The organism is Streptomyces paludis (assembly GCF_003344965.1).
Classification (GTDB): domain Bacteria; phylum Actinomycetota; class Actinomycetes; order Streptomycetales; family Streptomycetaceae; genus Streptomyces; species Streptomyces paludis.
In genome coordinates this window covers 4,868,185-4,885,552 of the sequence record NZ_CP031194.1, presented here as the reverse complement: position 1 = coordinate 4,885,552, position 17,368 = coordinate 4,868,185, and the positions used below count along the sequence as shown (strand labels likewise).

Sequence of the window (17,368 nt, the reverse complement as noted above, 5' to 3'; positions counted from 1 at the left end):
CCTCCTGCATCCGTAGGCAGATGGAAGGAAGTGCTGCCCGTGGCCTCCAGAGCAGTCGTCAACTACCGGTGGCAGGGTGCGGCGATGCTGCGCGCCACGACGCGCCCCGGACCGGCCGACCTACCGCGCACGCTCGATCTCGATGATCCGGCCGCCACCCGGTCGTGGCTGGGCAGGGTGTGGCAGCACGAGGACACCCGCGACGCTGTGCGCACTGCCAGCCCCGTCCTGTACCGGGCTGCGGGCGATGTCGTACGCGGGGTGCGGACCCAGCCGCAGCAGATCCGGCGCGCGGCGCTGTCCGTCGCCTCCTACCTGTTGCGCTGGCAGCACCGGCCCACCCCCTTCGGCCGCTTCGCGGGCACAGCCCCGGTATCGGTCGGAGCGACAGTCCGTGTGCGGTGGGATGACACACACCGGGAGGTGGTCCGCGCCGACGCCGACTGGATCGCTGACATCGTCCAGCGCTTGCAAGACAGCCCGGACCTGCTGGAACGCCTGCCCGTGGTGGCCAACAACACCGCACAGGTACGCGGCGACCGCCTCGTCGCTCCGGGCGCTCCGGCAGACGGCCGCGACCGTCTGATGGCGCCGGTCGAGGTGTCCGTGCCGTACCGCCGGACCGTACAGGCCGCGATGCGAGCGGCCCGGATCCCCACTCCGTACGGAGAGCTGCGTGCCGAGCTCACCGCCATGTTCCCGGCCGGTGCCGGAGGGAGGATCGACGCGCTTCTGGCCGATCTCCTCGCGCAGGACCTGCTCATCACCAGCCTGCGGGCGCCGTCAACCACCCTGGACGCCCTCGGCCACGTATGCGGCGAGCTGGAGAAGGCGGATGCCCACACCCTGCCGGACGTGGCAGACCTGGTGCGCGTCCTGTACGCGATCCGCGACGACCTCAACGGCCGCGCCCCAGCGCTGCCGACCGGCACCTTGAGTGCGGTCATCGACCGGATGACGAAGGAGTCCTCCGCCGCCCCGGTACCTCTCCTCATCGACACCGCGCTGGACTGCGACGTGCAAATCCCGGCGCACGTCGTCGCGGAAGCCGAGGCCGCCGTATCGGCGCTGTACCGGCTCTCCCCTCAGCCGTACGGTTATCAGCAGTGGCGCGACTACCACCGGCGCTTCCGGGCCCGGTACGGCGTCGGCTCTGCTGTGCCGGTGCTGGAACTGGTGGCCGACAGCGGGCTCGGGTGGCCGGCCGAGTACGTCGGATCGGAGCGCGGCAGAGCCGCGAAGCAGGTGACCGACCGCGATGACGCGGTGCTCGCCCTGGTGCAGCAGGCGCTTATGGAGAACCGTGGTGAGCTGGTCCTGACCGACGCGGTGGTTGCCGGCCTCGCCGACGCCGCGGGCAGTGAGAGGCCGACGCTCGTTCCCCGCGCGGAGGTCGCCTTCGAGATCCGTGCGTCCTCGTCCGCCGATCTGGCGCGCGGCGCGTTCCAGCTCATGCTCACCGGCGTTCCCCGACCCGGCAGCAGCATGCTGGGACGGTTCGCCCACCTCCTGCCGCCCGCGCACCAGGACGTTCTGGCCGGCACCTACCTCTCCTCCCGGCCTGACGCGGTCACCGCGCAGCTCTCCTTCGGCCCCCGACGCCGGCGCAACGAGAACGTCACTCGCACCGCGCGACTGCTCCCCGACGTCATCGCGTTGGGCGAGCACCGTGCCGCGGACGAGCACGTGATCGGGCCGGCGGACATCGCGGTCACAGCGGACGCCCGCCGCTTCCATCTCGTCCAGCTCTCCACCGGCCGGCCGATCGACGTACGGGTGCTGCACGCGCTCGAAGCCGGGATCCAGACACCACCACTGGCCCGGCTGCTGACGGAGCTCGGCAACGCCCGGTGTGCGATCTACAAGCCGTTCGATTTCGGCACGGCAAGACGGCTCCCGTACCTGCCCCGCGTGCGCTATCGCCGGACCATCCTGACCCCGGCCCGCTGGCTGCTGAGGGCCGAGGACCTTCCCGGACGAGTGGCGTCGGTCGTGGCCTGGGACGAAGCGTTGACCGCCTGGCGGACGCGCCTGCGCGTCCCGGACCGGATCGCCCTGGTCGAGTTCGATCAACGACTCGCCCTCGACCTGACCCATCCCGTACACCGGCGGCTGTTGCGCTCCCGCCTCAACGACGTCCGCCGTCTGGAACTGCGCGAAGTGGCCGATCCCGACCTGTACGGCTGGATCGGACGCGCTCACGAAATTCTGCTCCCCCTCACTCATACCCAACCCGACGCCGTCACGCTGCCCACACCCCGGCGGGCCATCGCGACGGCCGAGGAGGATATCCAACTGCCCGGCGCCGGAACGGTGCTGCGTGCGCATCTGCACGCACACCCCGATCGCTACAGCGAGATCCTGGACCGTCACCTGCCCACCTTCCTCGGAGCTCTCGGCGACGCCCCGCTGTGGTGGTTCGTCCGGCATCGCGAGATGGCCCGGCCCGAGGCCGGACAGCACCTCGCGCTGTTCCTGCGCATCGACAGCGGCACGTACGGGACAGTCGCCGAGCAGGTCAACGCCTGGGCCGCAGGGCTGCGCCGGAGCCGGCTGGTCTCCCGCCTCACGCTGGAGACGTACGTACCGCAGACGGGCCGGTACGGACGTGCGGCTGCCCTGGAAGCCGCTCACCGCGTCTTCGCCGCCGACTCCGCCGCGGCCCTTGCGCAGATCCGGCTCGTGGAGACGGGTGCCGTCGCTCCGCAGGCCCTCGCGGCCGCGAGTGTCGTCGGTCTGACAGCGGCCCTGGCCGGCTCGGCGGACCAGGGCGGGAAGTGGCTCATCGAGAACGTGCCCCGAGGCGGTGGGCACCTGGACCGTGAGCTGTGCGACCAGGCTCGCGGGCTCGCGGCCCCCGGGGGATGGTCGCTACTGGCCTCGCTCCCCGCTGGGGGAACCGTCTCGCAAGCCTGGCAAGCACGCGATGTCGCTGTGCGTTCCTACCGGGAGGCCCTGGCCGGACAGCAGGGTGAACCGCTCACGGTCGTACGGTCGCTGCTCCATCAGCACCACGTACGGGCTCTCGGTGTCGGTCCGCGTGCCGAGGCCGTGACCCTCCGCCTCGCACGTGCCGCGGCCCTGTGCCGTTTTCCGGCCAAGAAGGAGGTACGGACATGACGGTCACTCACGCGTCCTGCCTGATCGATGAGTTCGCCGAGCACTTGGCCCGGCCCGCCGACAAGCAGCCGAGCGACCAGTCCTTGGCCGACGGGGCGGCCGGCATCGCGCTGCTGCATGTGGAACGGGCCCGTACGCTTCCCGTGCCGTGGCATACGGCTCACCGCTGGATCCGACAGGCGGCCTCCGGCGGGGTGAGCGGCGCAGACCACACGGGCCTCTACTTCGGCGCCCCTGCCCTCGCGTTTCTCCTGTATTCCGCGCCTGCCGCCTTCCACGCCGTCTACCACCCGGCGTGGACAACGCTGCACACCCATGTCACGGCGCTCGCCAACCGGCGCGTCGACGCCGCGTCGGCCCGGATGTTACGCGGCGAGTTGCCGGGCTTCGCCGAGTACGACATCTTCTACGGCCTCACCGGAATAGGGGCCTACTTCCTGCGCAGCGATCCCGGCGCCGGAGCCTTGGAGCGGATCCTGAGCTACCTGGTCTCCCTGACGCACCCGTCCGCGGGCAAGGGTCACCGCATGCCTGGCTGGTGGGTCGGTCACGACCCGCACCGTACGTACTCCTCCCGCTTCCCCGGCGGACACGGCAACTTCGGCGCGGCCCATGGCATGACCGGCCCGCTGATGCTCCTCGCCCAGTCCCTGCGGCGCGGCATCAGCGTGGACGGGCAGACGGAGGCCATTCTCTCCCTCTGCGCCCATCTGGACAGGTGGCGTCAGGAAGGCGCCGCCGGACCATGGTGGCCCGAGCATCTCACCGTCTCGGACGTCACCACAGGGCGGATCCACGCACCTGGCCCGGCCCGGCCGAGCTGGTGTTACGGCACACCCGGCATCGCCCGCGCCGGGCAGCTCGCCGGTATCGCCCTCGGCGACCGGGGCCTGCGGCACTTCTACGAGGATGCCCTGTACCGGTGCCTGTCCGACCCCGTACAACTGGCTCGGGTCACCGACACCAGCCTGTGCCACGGCTGGGCGGGCATCTACCAGACCGCGTTCCGGGCATCCTGTGACGCTCCCGGCTCACAACTGAGCCACCTGCTCGGTCCGTTGGGGGAGGCGTTGACCGCCAACGCCCGAGCGGGCTCGCCCCAGGGCCGGGGACTCCTGGAGGGAGACGCCGGCTGCGCCCTCGCCCTGACCACCCTCGCCGCCGGCCACTCACCGACCACCGGATGGGACGCATGTCTGCTGATCGACTGACTGAGGCTGCGCGGCCACCGGCGCTCGGGCCCATCGACCGGGCCGTACTCGATGTCCTGGCAGGCCGGGACGTCGTCGGCACCGCACACCGGTCAGGGGTGGAACCGACAAACCTGGCGGACGCCGTGGAGGTGTTCCGGCAAGCCGGGCACGCGGCGCTCGCCGAGCAGGCCGCCGTCACCGATTGGTGGCAGGTCCGCATTGAGTTCACCGAGTGGGCGAACGCCGAGCAGACGGCCGTCAACCACCTGGAACCGCTGCTGCGCGGTGCCGAAGGGAGCGGCGCCATCAGCGCGTGGTGGTTCACCCGAAAGCATCCCTGCTGGCGCCTGCGGCTGCGCATCAAGCCCGGAATCGGCGTCAGGACCGACCTCGGGGTTGCGCTGGATCACCTTGTCGAAGGGGGCCACCTGCGCCGATGGTGGCCCGGCATCTACGAACCGGAGTCCGCTGCCTTCGGGGGCCGTGCCGGTATGTCGGCCGCGCACCGCCTTTTCGTCGCCGACAGCCGCGAAATCGTCGCCTTGGCAAGGCGCGACGATGTCGCCCTCGGCCGCCGCGAGTTGTCCGTCATGCTCTGCGTGATCATGATGCGCGCCGCAGGTCTTGAGTGGTACGAGCAGGGCGATGTGTGGGACCGCGTCATCGGCGAGGAACAGCGGTCAGCCGTCGGGGACATCCCCAAGGAACGCCTTCGCGAAATGGCTGAACACCTGCGTGTGCTGCTCCTCGCCGACACCTCGGCGGACGGCCCCGCCTTGGCCTACGGAGGACCGCTGGCACCTGTCGCCGCGTGGGCCGAAGCCTTCCGTGGCACCGGCCTCGCGCTTGCCGAAGCGGTCCACTCCGGATCCCTCGACCGTGGGCTTCGCCGCGTCTTGGCTCTCCACATCATCTTCCACTGGAACCGCCTCGGCCTGTCCATAGGACAGCAGAGCGCCCTGGCGTGGGCGGCACGTACGGCCATCCTTGATCCTCGATGGCCGGTGACGACTACGGCGTAACGCTCGGCGCCGGGATGGAGATGCCCACGCCGCCTTGCGTGTCCGCTCCGTAGCGGCGCTTCTCTTGGGCGAGGTCGAGGGGGCCTATGCGGGTGCGGGCGGCGCGGGCTTCGTCGTCTAGGAGGTTGGCGGGGATGATCCAGGCGATCTCGAACTCCAGGCCGTCCGGGTCGTGTGCGTACAGGCTCTTCGTGGTGCCGTGGTCGCTGGCGCCCACCAGGGCGCCGGCGTCCGCGAGTCGCGCTTGGTATTCCTCCAGGTCGGAGAGGGTGTCGACCTCCCAGGCCAGGTGGTAGAGCCCGACCGTGGTGCGGCCGGCGGTGCTGTCGCCGGCCTGGGCGCCCAGGGCGAAGAGGCCGAGGTCGTGGTCGTTGGTGGAGCCGGGGGCCTGGAGGAAGACCGCCCGGCCCGCCATGGACATCACTTCGCGGAAGTCCAGCACATCGCGGTAGAAGGCGGCGCTGCGCTCGACATCGCGTACGTACAGGACTGCGTGGTTCATGCGGTTGATGGCCATGGCTACACCCTCGATCCGGACCGGCAAAATGATTACTTGAACCTTAAAATTTTACCAGCTCTCCGGATGTGAAGACAGAGGTGGGCGGGAAGCGGGAAGCGGGGGTACGGGAGACCCCCGTACCCCCGTACCCCCGCTCCCCTCACGTCTCGTCCAGTTCCCTCAGCAGCCCGCCCACCACCCGCCCCGCCAGCGCCCCCAACGATCCCGCCAGCCTGCGCGCGAAGCCGTCCGCCCACGCCAGGAACGAGACCTCGCCCGCCCGGCGGATCTCGGCCAGGTCGCGGGCCCGCTCCACCAGCATCTCGGTCAGCAGGGACGCGACCCGGATGATCTCCCGCAGCGCGGCGTCCACCTCCGTCGCCTCGAAGCGGCGGCCGCACGCGCAGAAGAAGCGGGTGCTGCCCACGCCCCATGCGCTGCGGCAACTCGCGCAGCGCACCTCCGCCGCGTCCGGGTCGATCTCCAGGAGGCGTTCGCCCCCGGCCGGGCAGTCCCGGTGGCGGCTGCTGCTCCAGGAACGGAAGCAGGCCGGGCACTCGGGGAAGGGGAATTCAACCCATGCCATGATCCCTTCTCCTTTCCCGCTATCCCGTGCGCTTGATTTTCCGCGATCTGTTGTACGCGTCCCGGTACGAGGCCCGGAAGGAATCCTTCATGTTTCCCCCGATGGACCGCATATCGTCGAAGAGCGCGTGGAGCTTGGCGAGGGGGATTCCCAGCGCCGCCGCGATCCTGCGTCCCACGCTCTCGACCCAGTGCAGGAACGAGACATCCGACATCTGCGTGATCTCGCTCATGTTCAGCTCATGCTCCCGCATGGCCTCCCTGATGCGTTCCCGCATTTCCTCCATGCCCGGTGAACCCACGGGCTCCGCGTTCATCATCCGCTCTTCTCCTGCTCTTCCACGTTCCGGAGGAACGCGCGGAACAGGTCCCGGTCGGAACTCAGCTTCCGCCACTGCGTCTCCGACAACCCCGCGATCGCCGAATCCACGGCACTCGGGAGGGAATTGGGTACGGCGGGATCTTCAGCGTCCGGCGCGGGAGGCGGAGGCGGCGCGGGGGTGGGGGTGGGACGGGGCCGTTCCGTCACTTCCGCGAGTGTCCTTCCCTCTGCCGCGCGAAGCAGCTTTCGGTCCACCAGCGTGGTGAAGTCCGCCAGATCCATCCGCTTCTCCAGCACCCACCGCCGCTCCTCCGGTACGGCGTACATCATCGCCTTGAACAGCGCCGACAGGTTGTAATAGCGCAGCGCCGAATACGAGACCGCCCGGCCCCGCCATGTCGGCAGCGCCCTGTGGACTTTCGCGGTGAAGTCCTGCTCCCGTTCACCCAGCGCCGCCAGTTGCCCCGCCGAGGGGAGGTTGGCGCTCGGGTTCCAGTCGCGCGGGTTCATCTCGTCGGCCTTGTTGAGGCCGAAGACCAGCCGGCCGATCAGCTCCGGGCGGCTGTTGCTGAAGATGTCGAACAGCGCCTGCTGTACGAGGTGGACCATCCGGTCCTCCGCCGCGTGCACCCACAAGATGGCGTCCGCCGTCGGGAGAACGCGCAGGTAGAGATCGAGATACCGGTCGTAGTTGGCCACGTCGTCGCCGAGGCCCGGCATGTCGACCACCTCCAGGCTGCCCTTCCCCCCGTTGATCTCCTCGACGGTGACGGCCTCGGCGCGGTCCGTGGTGGCCCGTGTGTGGCCGACCTTCTGGCCCGCGTTGAAGAGCGCGTTGATGGTGGTCGACTTGCCGACGCCCGCCTCCCCGATGAGTACGAGCCGGGGCGGCTTCTCCCGGTCGAGCGCCGCGTCGTACTCCTGGATCACGGCCGCGCGCTCGGCCCGGGACAGGCCGTCGGTCCGGTCCATCGACGCCTTGAGCTGACGTTTGAAGTTCTGCTTGAAGTTCATCACTTGTCCCCCTCTGCGAGACAGTTGTCCTTTGTCGCTTGTTTCTCGGTCTTTCAGTCTCGGTCGAATCTTCCGTCGCCTATTAGTTCGACCAACTGCGGCTCGAACGTATCCAGCTGCTGAACCAGACCCTTGAACATCTCGACCCCGGCCGCGCCGAAATACGTCAGCCCGTAGAAGTACATCTCGAAACCGAAGTCCGGCCGGGCCCGGAGCGCCATCCGCATTCCGGCCACCTGGGCGGACTCATAGGAGTCCATCCGGCCGCTCAGTACGCGGTCGATCGCGGCCAGTACCTGTTCCAGATCCGCCCGGCCCAGCCGGCCCGCCCGGCAAATGGCCTCAATGGCGTACGCGATGACATCCGGCGGGTCGGCGACAGTCCCGAGCTGTTTCTCCACGGGCCCGACGGACCAGTTCCGGATGGGATGATGACGGGAATTCCGATGACGTCCCAAAAGCTCTCCCCGAGTCGGTGAACCAGGTGCCGGAGATGAGATATCGAGCGATCCGGCACTTCGTTCATCGTCCCTGGCGCGGGGCGTAAGCGCTGTACCCAGCAATGGGGACATCCCCCGCTCAGGCACTCAGGAACTCAGCCACTCCCCCGCTCAGAGCGTGGGGCCGTCCACCTCCACCAGCGTGAATTCATCGGCCCCCCGGACCGCCGCCGCCCTTCCCGCGAGCGCCTCCCGCAGCGCGTCCGTACGCCGCCGGTCGCCCGGGAGGACGACCAGGCCCGCGCGGACCCCGGCCGGGCCGGCGCCCACGCTGAGGGTGAGTTCCCGGGGTGTCGGCCCCTCGCGCAGCGCGGTGGTCAGGAGGAGGCGGAGCAGCGCCGGCGGGTGGGGGTCGTCGGCGTCCGACTGGATGGTGATGTCGCAGCCCGCCGTACGGGCCGCGTTCAGCAGCTCCCGGGTCGGCCGGTCGAGGACTCCGGGGAGATGGATCTCGTCCCGTACAGCGGCGGCCAACAGCCTTGCGGTGGAACGTACTTCGGGGTCGTCCAAGGTCGTCACGGGCGAGGCGGCGGCGCGCAGGAACGGCAGGATCTCCTCGTCCAGATCGGCCAGCCTGCGCCGGTGCAGGGTCTCCCGGGCGGTACGGGCCGACTCCGCGGCGAGCGCGGCCGACCGGGCGGTGTTGGCCCGCATCGTGACCCCGCCGAGCCGCGACACGTTCGACCCGATGGCCAGCCCGGTCAGCACCCCGAGCGCGGGCGAGAACAGCGCGGGCAGTGTCATCGCCAGCGACTCCGCGAAGGACGGCGCGATCGGCGGGCCGAGCGCCACCAGCAGGAGCAGGCCCGCCTGTTCCGCCCCCAGCGCGACCAGCGCCTCCCAGGACGGCCGTACGATCACGAGCAGGGTCAGCAGCGGGGTCACCGCGCCGATCGGCCACGACGTGTAGTCGGCCAGGCCCGCCAGCGGCAGGGTGAGAAAGCTGCTGAGCGCCCCCGCCACCGCGAACGCCGCCGCCGCGCCCGCCGCCGGCCCGGGGATCCCGGTGTGGGCGCGCAGCAGCAGGGCCACGGTGATCGCCGACAGCAGTACGTACCAGCCCATCAGCCAGCCGGCACCGGGCGTCGCCGCCGTGTGGATGCCCGCGATCACCCCCATGACCAGCACAAAGGGCAGACAGACAGCGGCCAGTGGGCGTCGTACGTCCCCGACCGCCGCCCGCATGCGCACGGTCTTCCCGGTCTTCCCGGTCTCCCCGGTCTTCCCGGCCCGGGACGCGGAATGGGACGCGGCAGAGGGCTCCGCCGTCCCGGGACCATCGCCCGGACGTTCCCAGGACAGCCGTACGGTCGTCCCGCCGCCGGGTGCGCTGAGCACCTCGGCGGTGCCGCCGACCCCCGCCATCCGCCGGATCATCGACCGCCGTACGCCCACCGACGACGATCGGAGCCCGGCCGGGGCGAAGCCGATCCCGTCATCGGTGATCGCGAGGTCGAACCCCTGCCCGTCGCCGCGCCCGCGCAGCCTCACCCGTACGTTGCGGGCCTTCGCGTGCCGCGCCACATTGCGCAGTGCCTCACCGGCCGCGCCCATGACGGCAGCGGCCACCTCGGCGCCGACCAGCACCGTGCCGGTCGTACCGACTGCCCCAGCAGCCTCGACCGTCAGCTCCGTACCCGCCGGTGCGGCCAAAGCCCGTACCAGCGCGCCCAGTTCGACCGGCCCGGCCTCCTCCGGTGGCGCCGGGGTCCGGCCGATCGCCGTCACCGCACCCCGCGCCGCCTCCCGTACGCGCGCCGGCTCGATCCCCGCGACGCCGAGCGCGCGCAGGGCCGAACTGATGTCGTCGTGCAGCATCCCCTGGAAGTCGCGGTGCGCCTCGCGCCGGCCCCGGGCGCGGGCCGCCGCCGCCTTGGCGGCCCGTACCCGCCGCTCCGAGCGGTCGGCCCCGGTGCCCGCCGCGCGCATCAGCGGCGCCAGCACCACGCCCGCGATCGCCGTCGCCACGACCGGCCAGACGCCCTCGATCGCGCCGGCCGCGCCGTCCACCGGCCAACTCGCGGCCACCTGGGCGCAGATGGCGAGCAGCGACACCCAGCGGGCCCCCCGGGGCGGCAGACATCCGACCGCGAGGAGAACCGCCGGCACGGCCAGCATGCAGCGCTGCCCGATCACCACCTGTTCCGGTTCGTCGAGCGCGATCACCAGATTCCCGGCGACCGCCACCACGACGGCGGCGACGACGTCCGCCCGCCCCAGCCGGATCCGGAACCCGCGCACGGCCACCGCCCCGACCAGCGCCGTGAAGACCACGGACACACCGAGGACACCGGGGGTCAGGCCGCCCACGTGGCTGAGCAGGAACGCCCCCCAGACGACCGTGAACAGCGTCGCCACGGAGGCCACCGCCCGCGAGAGGCCGCACTCGACGCCGTACCGGTAGGAGCCCGCACTCACCCCGTGGATTCCGGCCGCTCGGGGACGATGTCGATGTGCCCGTCCGCCACCGCCTGCCAGACGATCTGGCTGTTCCGGTCCAGCAGGCTCTTCCCCTCGTGGGTGTACGCCTCGATGGCCCGTTTGCGGTGGGTACGGACGGTGTCCTCGGTGATGTGCAGCAAGAGCGCGATCTGCGGGTGCGGCAGCCCTCTGGCGAGGAGTTCCAGCACCCGGTGCTGCTGTTTGCTGAGCCGGGTGGCACCGCGCGGGTCGCTCACGATCTGCTGGGCGAGCCTGCTGGAGACATACGTCTCGCCCGCGTGCGCGGCCCGGATCGCCTCGACGAGCTTGCTCTGCGCGTCCTCCTTGAGCACCAGCCCGACGGCCCCGGCGTCCAGCGCCTTGCGGACGAGGGCGGGCCGGTGTTCGGTCGTGTAGGCGAGGACATGAGCGCCGGTCTCGCGGAGCCGCCGTACGTTCTCGCCGGTCTCGCTGCGGTCCTGGAGCCGCAGATCGAGCAGCACGACCGACGGGGGCGGGGCCGGCAGGTCCTGGGCGAGCAGAGCGTCCACATCCTCCGCCACCGCCACGAGCTGGATGTCGGGGGCGGTCTCGGCGAAGGTCGCCTTGAGCGCGTACAGAATGATCGGATGGTCGTCGACGGCCGCTACCCGGATGGGTAAGGGCCCCTTGTCCACGGCGGGTGTCCCCATGGCTCTCCCCGGGTCGCGTTCCGTGCCGGAATGGTACGGGGACGGTGACCGGCGGTACACCCGTTTCGGGAGAATCGGGAGAAACCCCCGGGGAGGAACCATCAAAAGGAACCCGGTACTGGGCCGGGGTGGGACCTCAACAGCCGCCACCCCAGACCCGGTTCACGACCTCACACCGTCACTCCCCCAGCCACTTCTTCCACGTCGCCCCGTGCGCCTTCACCCACTTCTCCGCCGCCTTCTCCGGCGAGAGCTTCTGGTCCGCGATCATCATCGCCACCTCGTTCTGCTCTTCCGTCGTCCAGTGGAAGTTCTTCAGCAACTCCGCCGCGCGGCCACCGCCCTTCGCGAAGTCCGCGTTCAGATACTTCTGGAGCGGCGTGTGCGGATACGCGCAGGCGACCTTCTCCGGGTCGGCGTCGCAGCCCTCCTTGTACGCGGGCAGCTTCACCTCCGTCATCGGGACCTTCTCGAACAGCCACTGCGGGGTGTACCAGTACGTGAGGAACGGCTTGCGCTCCTTCGCGAACTGCTTGATCTGGGTGATCTGCGCCGCCTCGGAACCCGAGAAGACGACCTGGTAGTCGAGGTCCAGATTGGCCACGAGCGCCTTGTCGTTCGTGACGTACGACGGTGAGCCGTCCAGCAGTTGGCCCTTTCCGCCGCTCTCCGGTGTGCGCATCTGACCGGCGTACTTGTTGAGGTTGCGCCAGTCGGTGATGTCCGGGTGCTTCTCGGCGAAGTACGTGGGGACGTACCAGCCGATGTGGCCCGTCACCCCGAGGTCGCCGCCGGGCGCGATCGTCTTCTTGTCCTTGACGTAGCGCTGCTCCTGGTCCGGGTGGCCCCAGTCCTCCAGGATGGCGTCGACCCGGCCCTGGCTGAGCGCGTCCCACGCGGGGACCTCGTCGACCTGGACGGTGTCGACGCGGTAGCCGAGTTCGTGTTCCAGCAGATACGCCGCGACCGCGACGTTGGCCTGGGCACCGACCCACGACTGTACGGAGAGGGTGACGGTCTTCGCGCCGCCCGCGTTGGCGTACGGGGACGCCTGCTTGGTCATGTCGGCCGCGCCGCAGCCCGTGACGGCGAGCAGCGCGCCCGCCGAGACGAGGGCGGCGGTCAGTGTGCGGTACGTACGCATGTCAGGCGCCCTTCCGTCGTACGCGTTCGGCCGGCTGGGTCACCCGGTCGAGCATCAGCCCCAGGCAGACGATGGCCGCGCCCGCGACCAGCCCGGTCGCCAGGTCGCCCTGCGCCAGCCCGTACACCACGTCGTAGCCCAGCGCGCCCCCGCCGACCAGTCCGCCGATGATCACAACGGCCAGTACGAGGACAACGCCCTGGTTGAGCGCGAGCCGCAACGCCGGTCCGGCGAGGGGCAGTTGGACCTGCCGGAGCTGCTGTACGCCGGTCGCCCCGAGGGAGCGCGCCGACTCCAGCGCGGCCGGGTCGACCTGCCGCAGCCCCTGTGTGGTGATCCGTACGACGGCGGGCAGCGCGTAGACCACGGCGGCGGCGACCGCCGGGGCGCGGCCCACGCCGAAGAGCGCGACGACGGGGATCAGATAGACGAACTGCGGGAGCGTCTGGAAGACGTCCAGCACCGGCCTGAGCAGCGCCTCCACCCGCGCGCTGCGCGCCGCCGCGATGCCCGCCGCGAAGCCGATGACGAGTGTGACGGCGACGGCGGCCAGGACCTGCGAGAGCGTGTCGAGCGAGGGCTTCCACACGCCGAGGACACCGATCGCGGCCAGGGCGAGCACAGCGGTCAGCGCGGTCCGCCACGTACCGATGAGCAGCGCGAGCGCCGCGACCGCCAGCAGCAGGACCCACCAGGGCAGCGCCTGGAGGCCGCCGCGCAGCGGGTCGAGGACCCAGGTGGTGAAGTGGCCGGCCCAGTCGGCGGTGCCGCCGACGACCGGGACGCCGGAGTAGAGGTGGTCGGTCATCCAGTCGACGACACGGTTCACCGGCTCGGCGATCGGCACCGTACCCCCGGCGGGCCAGTCGAGCCGGCCCGCCAGCCGCCCGGCGACGGCGACGGCGCCGATCCCCAGGACCACGACGGCCCAGCCGCGCCAACCGCCCCGGAGGTCACCGCCGTTGGTGTCGGAAGTACCCGCGCCCGCCGCCGCTGTCGTACGGTCCAGTACCACCGCCAGCAGTACGATCGGCAGCCCGGCCGCGAGCGCCGCGCCGACGTCGACCGAGGCCAGCGCCTGGTAGACGCGGTCCCCGAGCCCGGCGGCGCCGATCACGGACGCGATGACGGCCATGGAGAGCGCCATCATGATCGTCTGGTTGAGGCCGAGGAGCAGCCGCGGCCGGGCGAGCGGCAGCCGGGCCGTCAGCAACCGCTGCTTCGCCGTCGCGCCGAGCGAGGACACTGCCTCCATCACCCCGCCGTCGGCCTCGCGCAGCCCGAGCGCGGTGAGGCGCGCCATCGGCGGCGCCGCGTACACGACGGTCGCGAGGACCGCCGCCGGGACACCGATGCCGAAGATCAGCACGACGGGCAGCAGATACGCGAACGCGGGCAGCACCTGCATGGTGTCGAGCAGCGGGCGCGTCATGCGGTACAGCCGGTCGGAGAGCCCGGCGGCGAGGCCGAGCAGCGCGCCGAGCACCACGGACGCGGTGACGGCCACGACCATCAGCGCGAGCGTCTGCATGGTCGGCACCCACATGCCGAGCCCGCCGCACACGGCGAACGCGACGGCCGCGGTGACCGCGAGCCGCCCGCCCGCGACCCGCCACGCGATCAGCGCGGCGCCCGCCGTCACACCGGCCCAGCCGAGGGCGAGGAGCAGCAGGTAGACGGCGCGTACGGAGAGCACGACGGCGTTGCTGACGTGCCCGAAGAAGTAGAGGAAGAGGGGGTGGTGGTCGCGGTTGTCGATGATCCAGTCGCTGGTGCGGCCGAGCGGACCGGAGAGATCGACGGTGAGCGCGTCGGGCCAGGCGGTCGATCCCGACCAGCGGGTGAGCGCGAGGGGTACGAGGACGGCGGCGAACACGGCGAAGGGCAGCAGCTTGCCGACGACGACCGTACGGTTCGCCAGCAGGCCCGCCGGGTACGGGGCGGCCTTGGTCGCGGCCGGGGAGGCGGAGGTCATCGCAGCGCCGTTCCCGTCTCCGACATCCGAGCCGTCTCCGGCATCCGCGCCGTCCCCGCCACCACACCGAGCAGCCGCTCCCGGTCGACGACGCCGAGGAGGCCGCCCCGCCCGTCGACCACGCGGGCCGCCGCCTCACCGGAGCGCGCGACCGCCTCGATCGCCTCGGAGACGGTCGCGGTCGGCGCCAGCTCCGGGCCCGCGTCGCCGTCACCGGGACCGGCGGCGCGCATGGCGGCGCCCACCGTGATGACCTGCTCGCGCGGCACATCGCGGACGAAGTCCCGTACGTACGCGTCGGCGGGCCGGCCGACGATCTCCTCCGGGGTGCCGAGCTGTACGACGCGGCCGTCGCGCATCAGCGCGATACGGTCGCCGAGGCGCAGCGCCTCGGTCAGGTCGTGCGTGATGAAGACCATCGTGCGCCGCTCCTCGCGGTGCAGCCGGATGACCTCCTCCTGCATGTCGCGGCGGATCAGCGGGTCGAGCGCGCTGAACGGCTCGTCGAACAGCAGGACTTGAGGATCCACGGCAAGCGCCCGCGCCAGCCCCACCCGCTGCTGCTGGCCGCCGGAGAGCTGGCCGGGGCGCCGGTCCTCCAGCCCTTCGAGGCCGACCTTGCCGACGACCTCGGCGGCCTTGGCGCGGCGTTCGGCGCGGGCCATGCCCTGGATCTCCAGGCCGTACGCGACGTTGTCGAGCACCGAGCGGTGCGGCAGCAGCCCGAAGTGCTGGAAGACCATGGCGGCGCGGTGGCGGCGCAGTTCGCGCAGGCGTGTCCGGTCCATCGCCAGGACGTCCTCGCCATCCATGGTGAGGGCGCCGGAGGTCGGCTCGATGAGCCGGGTGAGACATCGTACGAGCGTGGACTTGCCGGAGCCGGACAGCCCCATGACGACGAAGACCTCGCCCTTGCGGACGTCGAAGGAGACATCACGGACGGCGGCGGTACAGCCGGTACGGGCCCGCAGTTCGGCGGGGTCGAGGGCGGCGAGCGCGGGGTCGTGGGGGACGGCGTCGGCCTGGGGGCCGAAGACTTTCCAGAGGCCGCGGAGGGCGAACACCGGTGGTCGTTCGGAGACTTCGGGCGCTTCGGCTGCTGCGGGTGTTACAAGTGCCTCGGGAACTTCCACGGGTTCGGGGCGCGGGCTCGCCCCCGTATCCGTACCCGGAACGCCGTCGCTCGCGCTGCTTTCGCTGTTTCCGTTGCCTTCGCTCATCGGTTCAGCCCCTCGTCGTCGCCGGTCCCACCGGTCAGCAGTTCCGCGCACTTCTCACCGACCATGAGGACCCCGATCATGGGGTTGACCGCGGGCATCGTCGGGAAGACCGAGGCGTCCGCGATACGGATCGAGTCGAGCCCCCGGATCCGCAGATCGGGCCCCACGACGGCCTGTTCGTCGGTCACCGCGCCCATCCGGCAGGTGCCCGCAGGGTGGTAGACGGTGTGCGCGCACTTACGGGCGTACTCGCTCAGTTCCTCGTCGGAGGTGACCTCGGGCCCGGGGGCGACCTCCCGTTTCAGCCAGTGTGCCAGCGGCTCGGCCGCCGCGACCCGCCGTGCGATACGGATGCCGTCCACGAGGGTACGGCCGTCGTAGTCGTCCTCGTCGGTGAAGTAGCGGAAGTCGAGGGCTGGTTTGACCTCGGGGTCCGCGCTCGTCAGATAAAGCCGGCCGCGGCTGCGCGGCTTGGGGATGTTCGGGGTCATGGACACACCGTGCGCGGGGCGTTCGTACCCCAGCCGCTCCGGATTGTCGGTGAACGGGATCTGGTAGAAGTGGAACATCAGGTCGGGCCCGTCGGCGGCCGGGTCGCGCCGTACGAAGAGACCCGCGTCGGAGTCCATCGCGGAGTTCTCCGGTATCGGCCCGTCCGTCTCCCAGACGATCACCGACTCGGGGTGGTCGAGCAGGTTCTCGCCGACGCCCGGCAGATCGTGGACGACCGGGATGCCGAGCTTCTCCAGATCGGCGCGGGGGCCGATGCCCGAGTGCAGCAGCAGCCGCGGTGTGTCGACGGCGCCCGCGCAGACGATCACCTCGCGGCGGGCGCGGACCAGCGTCTCGGCGCCATCGGCCGACCGTATGCGCACACCGGTTGCGCGGCTGCCCGTCAGCTCCAGCCGGTACGCCCAAGTCTCCAGCAGCAGATGGAGGTTGGGCCGGTCGAGGAAGGGGTGGAGATAGGCGACGGAGGCGGAGGAGCGCTTGTTGTTCTCGGGGTGGTAGGCGAGATCGAAGAAGCCGACGCCCTCGTGGAACGGCTCCCGGTTGAAGCCCTCGACACGCGGGACGTCGAGCGCGCGCCGCGCCGCGTCGACGAAGTCGCGGGCGATGGCGTTGCGGTCGCGCTCGTCGACCGGCACGACGTTGTTGCGCAGCCGGTCGAAGTACGGGTCCATCGCGCCCGCGTCCCAGCCCTCGGCGCCGGCCGCCGCCCACTCGTCCCAGTCGGAGGGGAGCGGCTTGAACGCGATGAGGGTGTTGTGCGAGGAGCAGCCGCCGAGGACGCGGGCGCGGCTGTGCCGGATGTGCGAATTGCCGCGCGGCTGCTCGGTGGTCGGATAGTCGTAGTCCAGCTCACCGCCGAGCAGTCCCATCCAGCGGCGCAGCGTCAGCACGTCGTCGCGGCCGACGTCGGAGGGGCCGCCCTCGATGACGGCGACGTCGAGGTCCGGGTTCTCGGTGAGCCGGGAGGCGATCACCGAGCCCGCCGTGCCGCCCCCGACGACGACGTAGTCGTACTCGACCGTGGATCCCATGGCTGTCTCCTGCTCCTTCGCTGAAGGTGTGCGGTGGATACGTGGGTGTGCGGTGGATACCTGGGGGTGCGGACGTGCGGGGGCGTGGGACGAGCGCGTATGGCGTCCGGCGGTGGA

General features: G+C 71.0%; 14 protein-coding genes. 3 read left to right on the top strand and 11 right to left on the bottom strand.

Translation table 11 applies throughout. The annotated features are described in order from the left end of the window. Positions 1-39 precede the first annotated feature (39 nt). Genes DVK44_RS21620 through DVK44_RS21610 form a run of 3 tightly spaced genes read left to right on the top strand, consistent with a single transcriptional unit; the run spans position 40 to position 5,335 of the window. Positions 40-3,120, top strand: coding sequence for a lantibiotic dehydratase (locus DVK44_RS21620; protein ID WP_228447304.1), 3,081 nt, complete (start codon positions 40-42; stop codon positions 3,118-3,120). Continuing rightward, positions 3,117-4,331, top strand: a complete 1,215-nt coding sequence (locus tag DVK44_RS21615) for a lanthionine synthetase C family protein (RefSeq protein WP_114661148.1) — start codon at positions 3,117-3,119, stop codon at positions 4,329-4,331. The genes DVK44_RS21620 and DVK44_RS21615 overlap by 4 nt, the downstream gene beginning before the upstream one ends. After that, positions 4,313-5,335 carry a thiopeptide-type bacteriocin biosynthesis protein gene (locus DVK44_RS21610; RefSeq protein WP_114661147.1) on the top strand — a complete coding sequence of 341 codons (1,023 nt, stop codon included), beginning with the start codon at positions 4,313-4,315 and terminating at the stop codon, positions 5,333-5,335. Before DVK44_RS21615 ends, DVK44_RS21610 begins: the two co-directional genes overlap by 19 nt. Here DVK44_RS21610 and DVK44_RS21605 read toward each other — a convergent pair. The 11 genes from DVK44_RS21605 to DVK44_RS21555 form a co-directional block, all read right to left on the bottom strand. Further along, positions 5,325-5,852: a VOC family protein gene (locus DVK44_RS21605; protein WP_114661146.1), complete on the bottom strand. Its 528-nt coding sequence runs from the start codon at positions 5,850-5,852 to the stop codon at positions 5,325-5,327. The genes DVK44_RS21610 and DVK44_RS21605 overlap by 11 nt on opposite strands. 142 nt (positions 5,853-5,994) lie before the next feature. After that, on the bottom strand, positions 5,995-6,420 hold the full coding sequence (locus DVK44_RS21600; protein ID WP_114661145.1) for a hypothetical protein: 426 nt from the start codon (positions 6,418-6,420) through the stop codon (positions 5,995-5,997). A 19-nt stretch (positions 6,421-6,439) separates the two neighbouring features. After that, positions 6,440-6,736, bottom strand: a complete 297-nt coding sequence (locus DVK44_RS21595; protein WP_162793991.1) for a hypothetical protein — start codon at positions 6,734-6,736, stop codon at positions 6,440-6,442. Further along, the gene (locus DVK44_RS21590; RefSeq protein WP_114661143.1) at positions 6,736-7,755 is read right to left on the bottom strand and encodes a GTPase family protein; all 1,020 of its coding nucleotides are present in this window, start codon (positions 7,753-7,755) and stop codon (positions 6,736-6,738) included. Before DVK44_RS21590 ends, DVK44_RS21595 begins: the two co-directional genes overlap by 1 nt. Before the next feature lie 53 nt (positions 7,756-7,808). Then, on the bottom strand, positions 7,809-8,156 hold the full coding sequence (locus DVK44_RS21585) for a hypothetical protein (RefSeq protein WP_114661142.1): 348 nt from the start codon (positions 8,154-8,156) through the stop codon (positions 7,809-7,811). 210 nt (positions 8,157-8,366) lie between these two features. Next, positions 8,367-10,673, bottom strand: a complete 2,307-nt coding sequence (locus tag DVK44_RS21580) for a sensor histidine kinase (protein ID WP_114661141.1) — start codon at positions 10,671-10,673, stop codon at positions 8,367-8,369. Then, a complete protein-coding gene (locus tag DVK44_RS21575; RefSeq protein WP_162793989.1) occupies positions 10,670-11,368 on the bottom strand; it encodes a response regulator transcription factor in 699 nt (232 codons plus the stop codon). The genes DVK44_RS21580 and DVK44_RS21575 overlap by 4 nt, the downstream gene beginning before the upstream one ends. 178 nt (positions 11,369-11,546) lie before the next feature. Next, a complete protein-coding gene (locus DVK44_RS21570) occupies positions 11,547-12,512 on the bottom strand; it encodes an ABC transporter substrate-binding protein (RefSeq protein ID WP_114661139.1) in 966 nt (321 codons plus the stop codon). Between the two features lies 1 nt (position 12,513). Continuing rightward, complete coding sequence (locus tag DVK44_RS21565; protein WP_114661138.1) at positions 12,514-14,487, bottom strand: ABC transporter permease subunit; 1,974 nt, start codon at positions 14,485-14,487, stop codon at positions 12,514-12,516. Beyond that, positions 14,484-15,551, bottom strand: coding sequence for a quaternary amine ABC transporter ATP-binding protein (locus tag DVK44_RS21560; protein ID WP_228447303.1), 1,068 nt, complete (start codon positions 15,549-15,551; stop codon positions 14,484-14,486). The genes DVK44_RS21565 and DVK44_RS21560 overlap by 4 nt, the downstream gene beginning before the upstream one ends. A 152-nt stretch (positions 15,552-15,703) precedes the next feature. After that, entirely contained in the window at positions 15,704-17,251 is a 1,548-nt protein-coding gene (locus DVK44_RS21555) for a GMC family oxidoreductase (protein WP_114661136.1), read from the bottom strand. Positions 17,252-17,368: the final 117 nt, after the last annotated feature.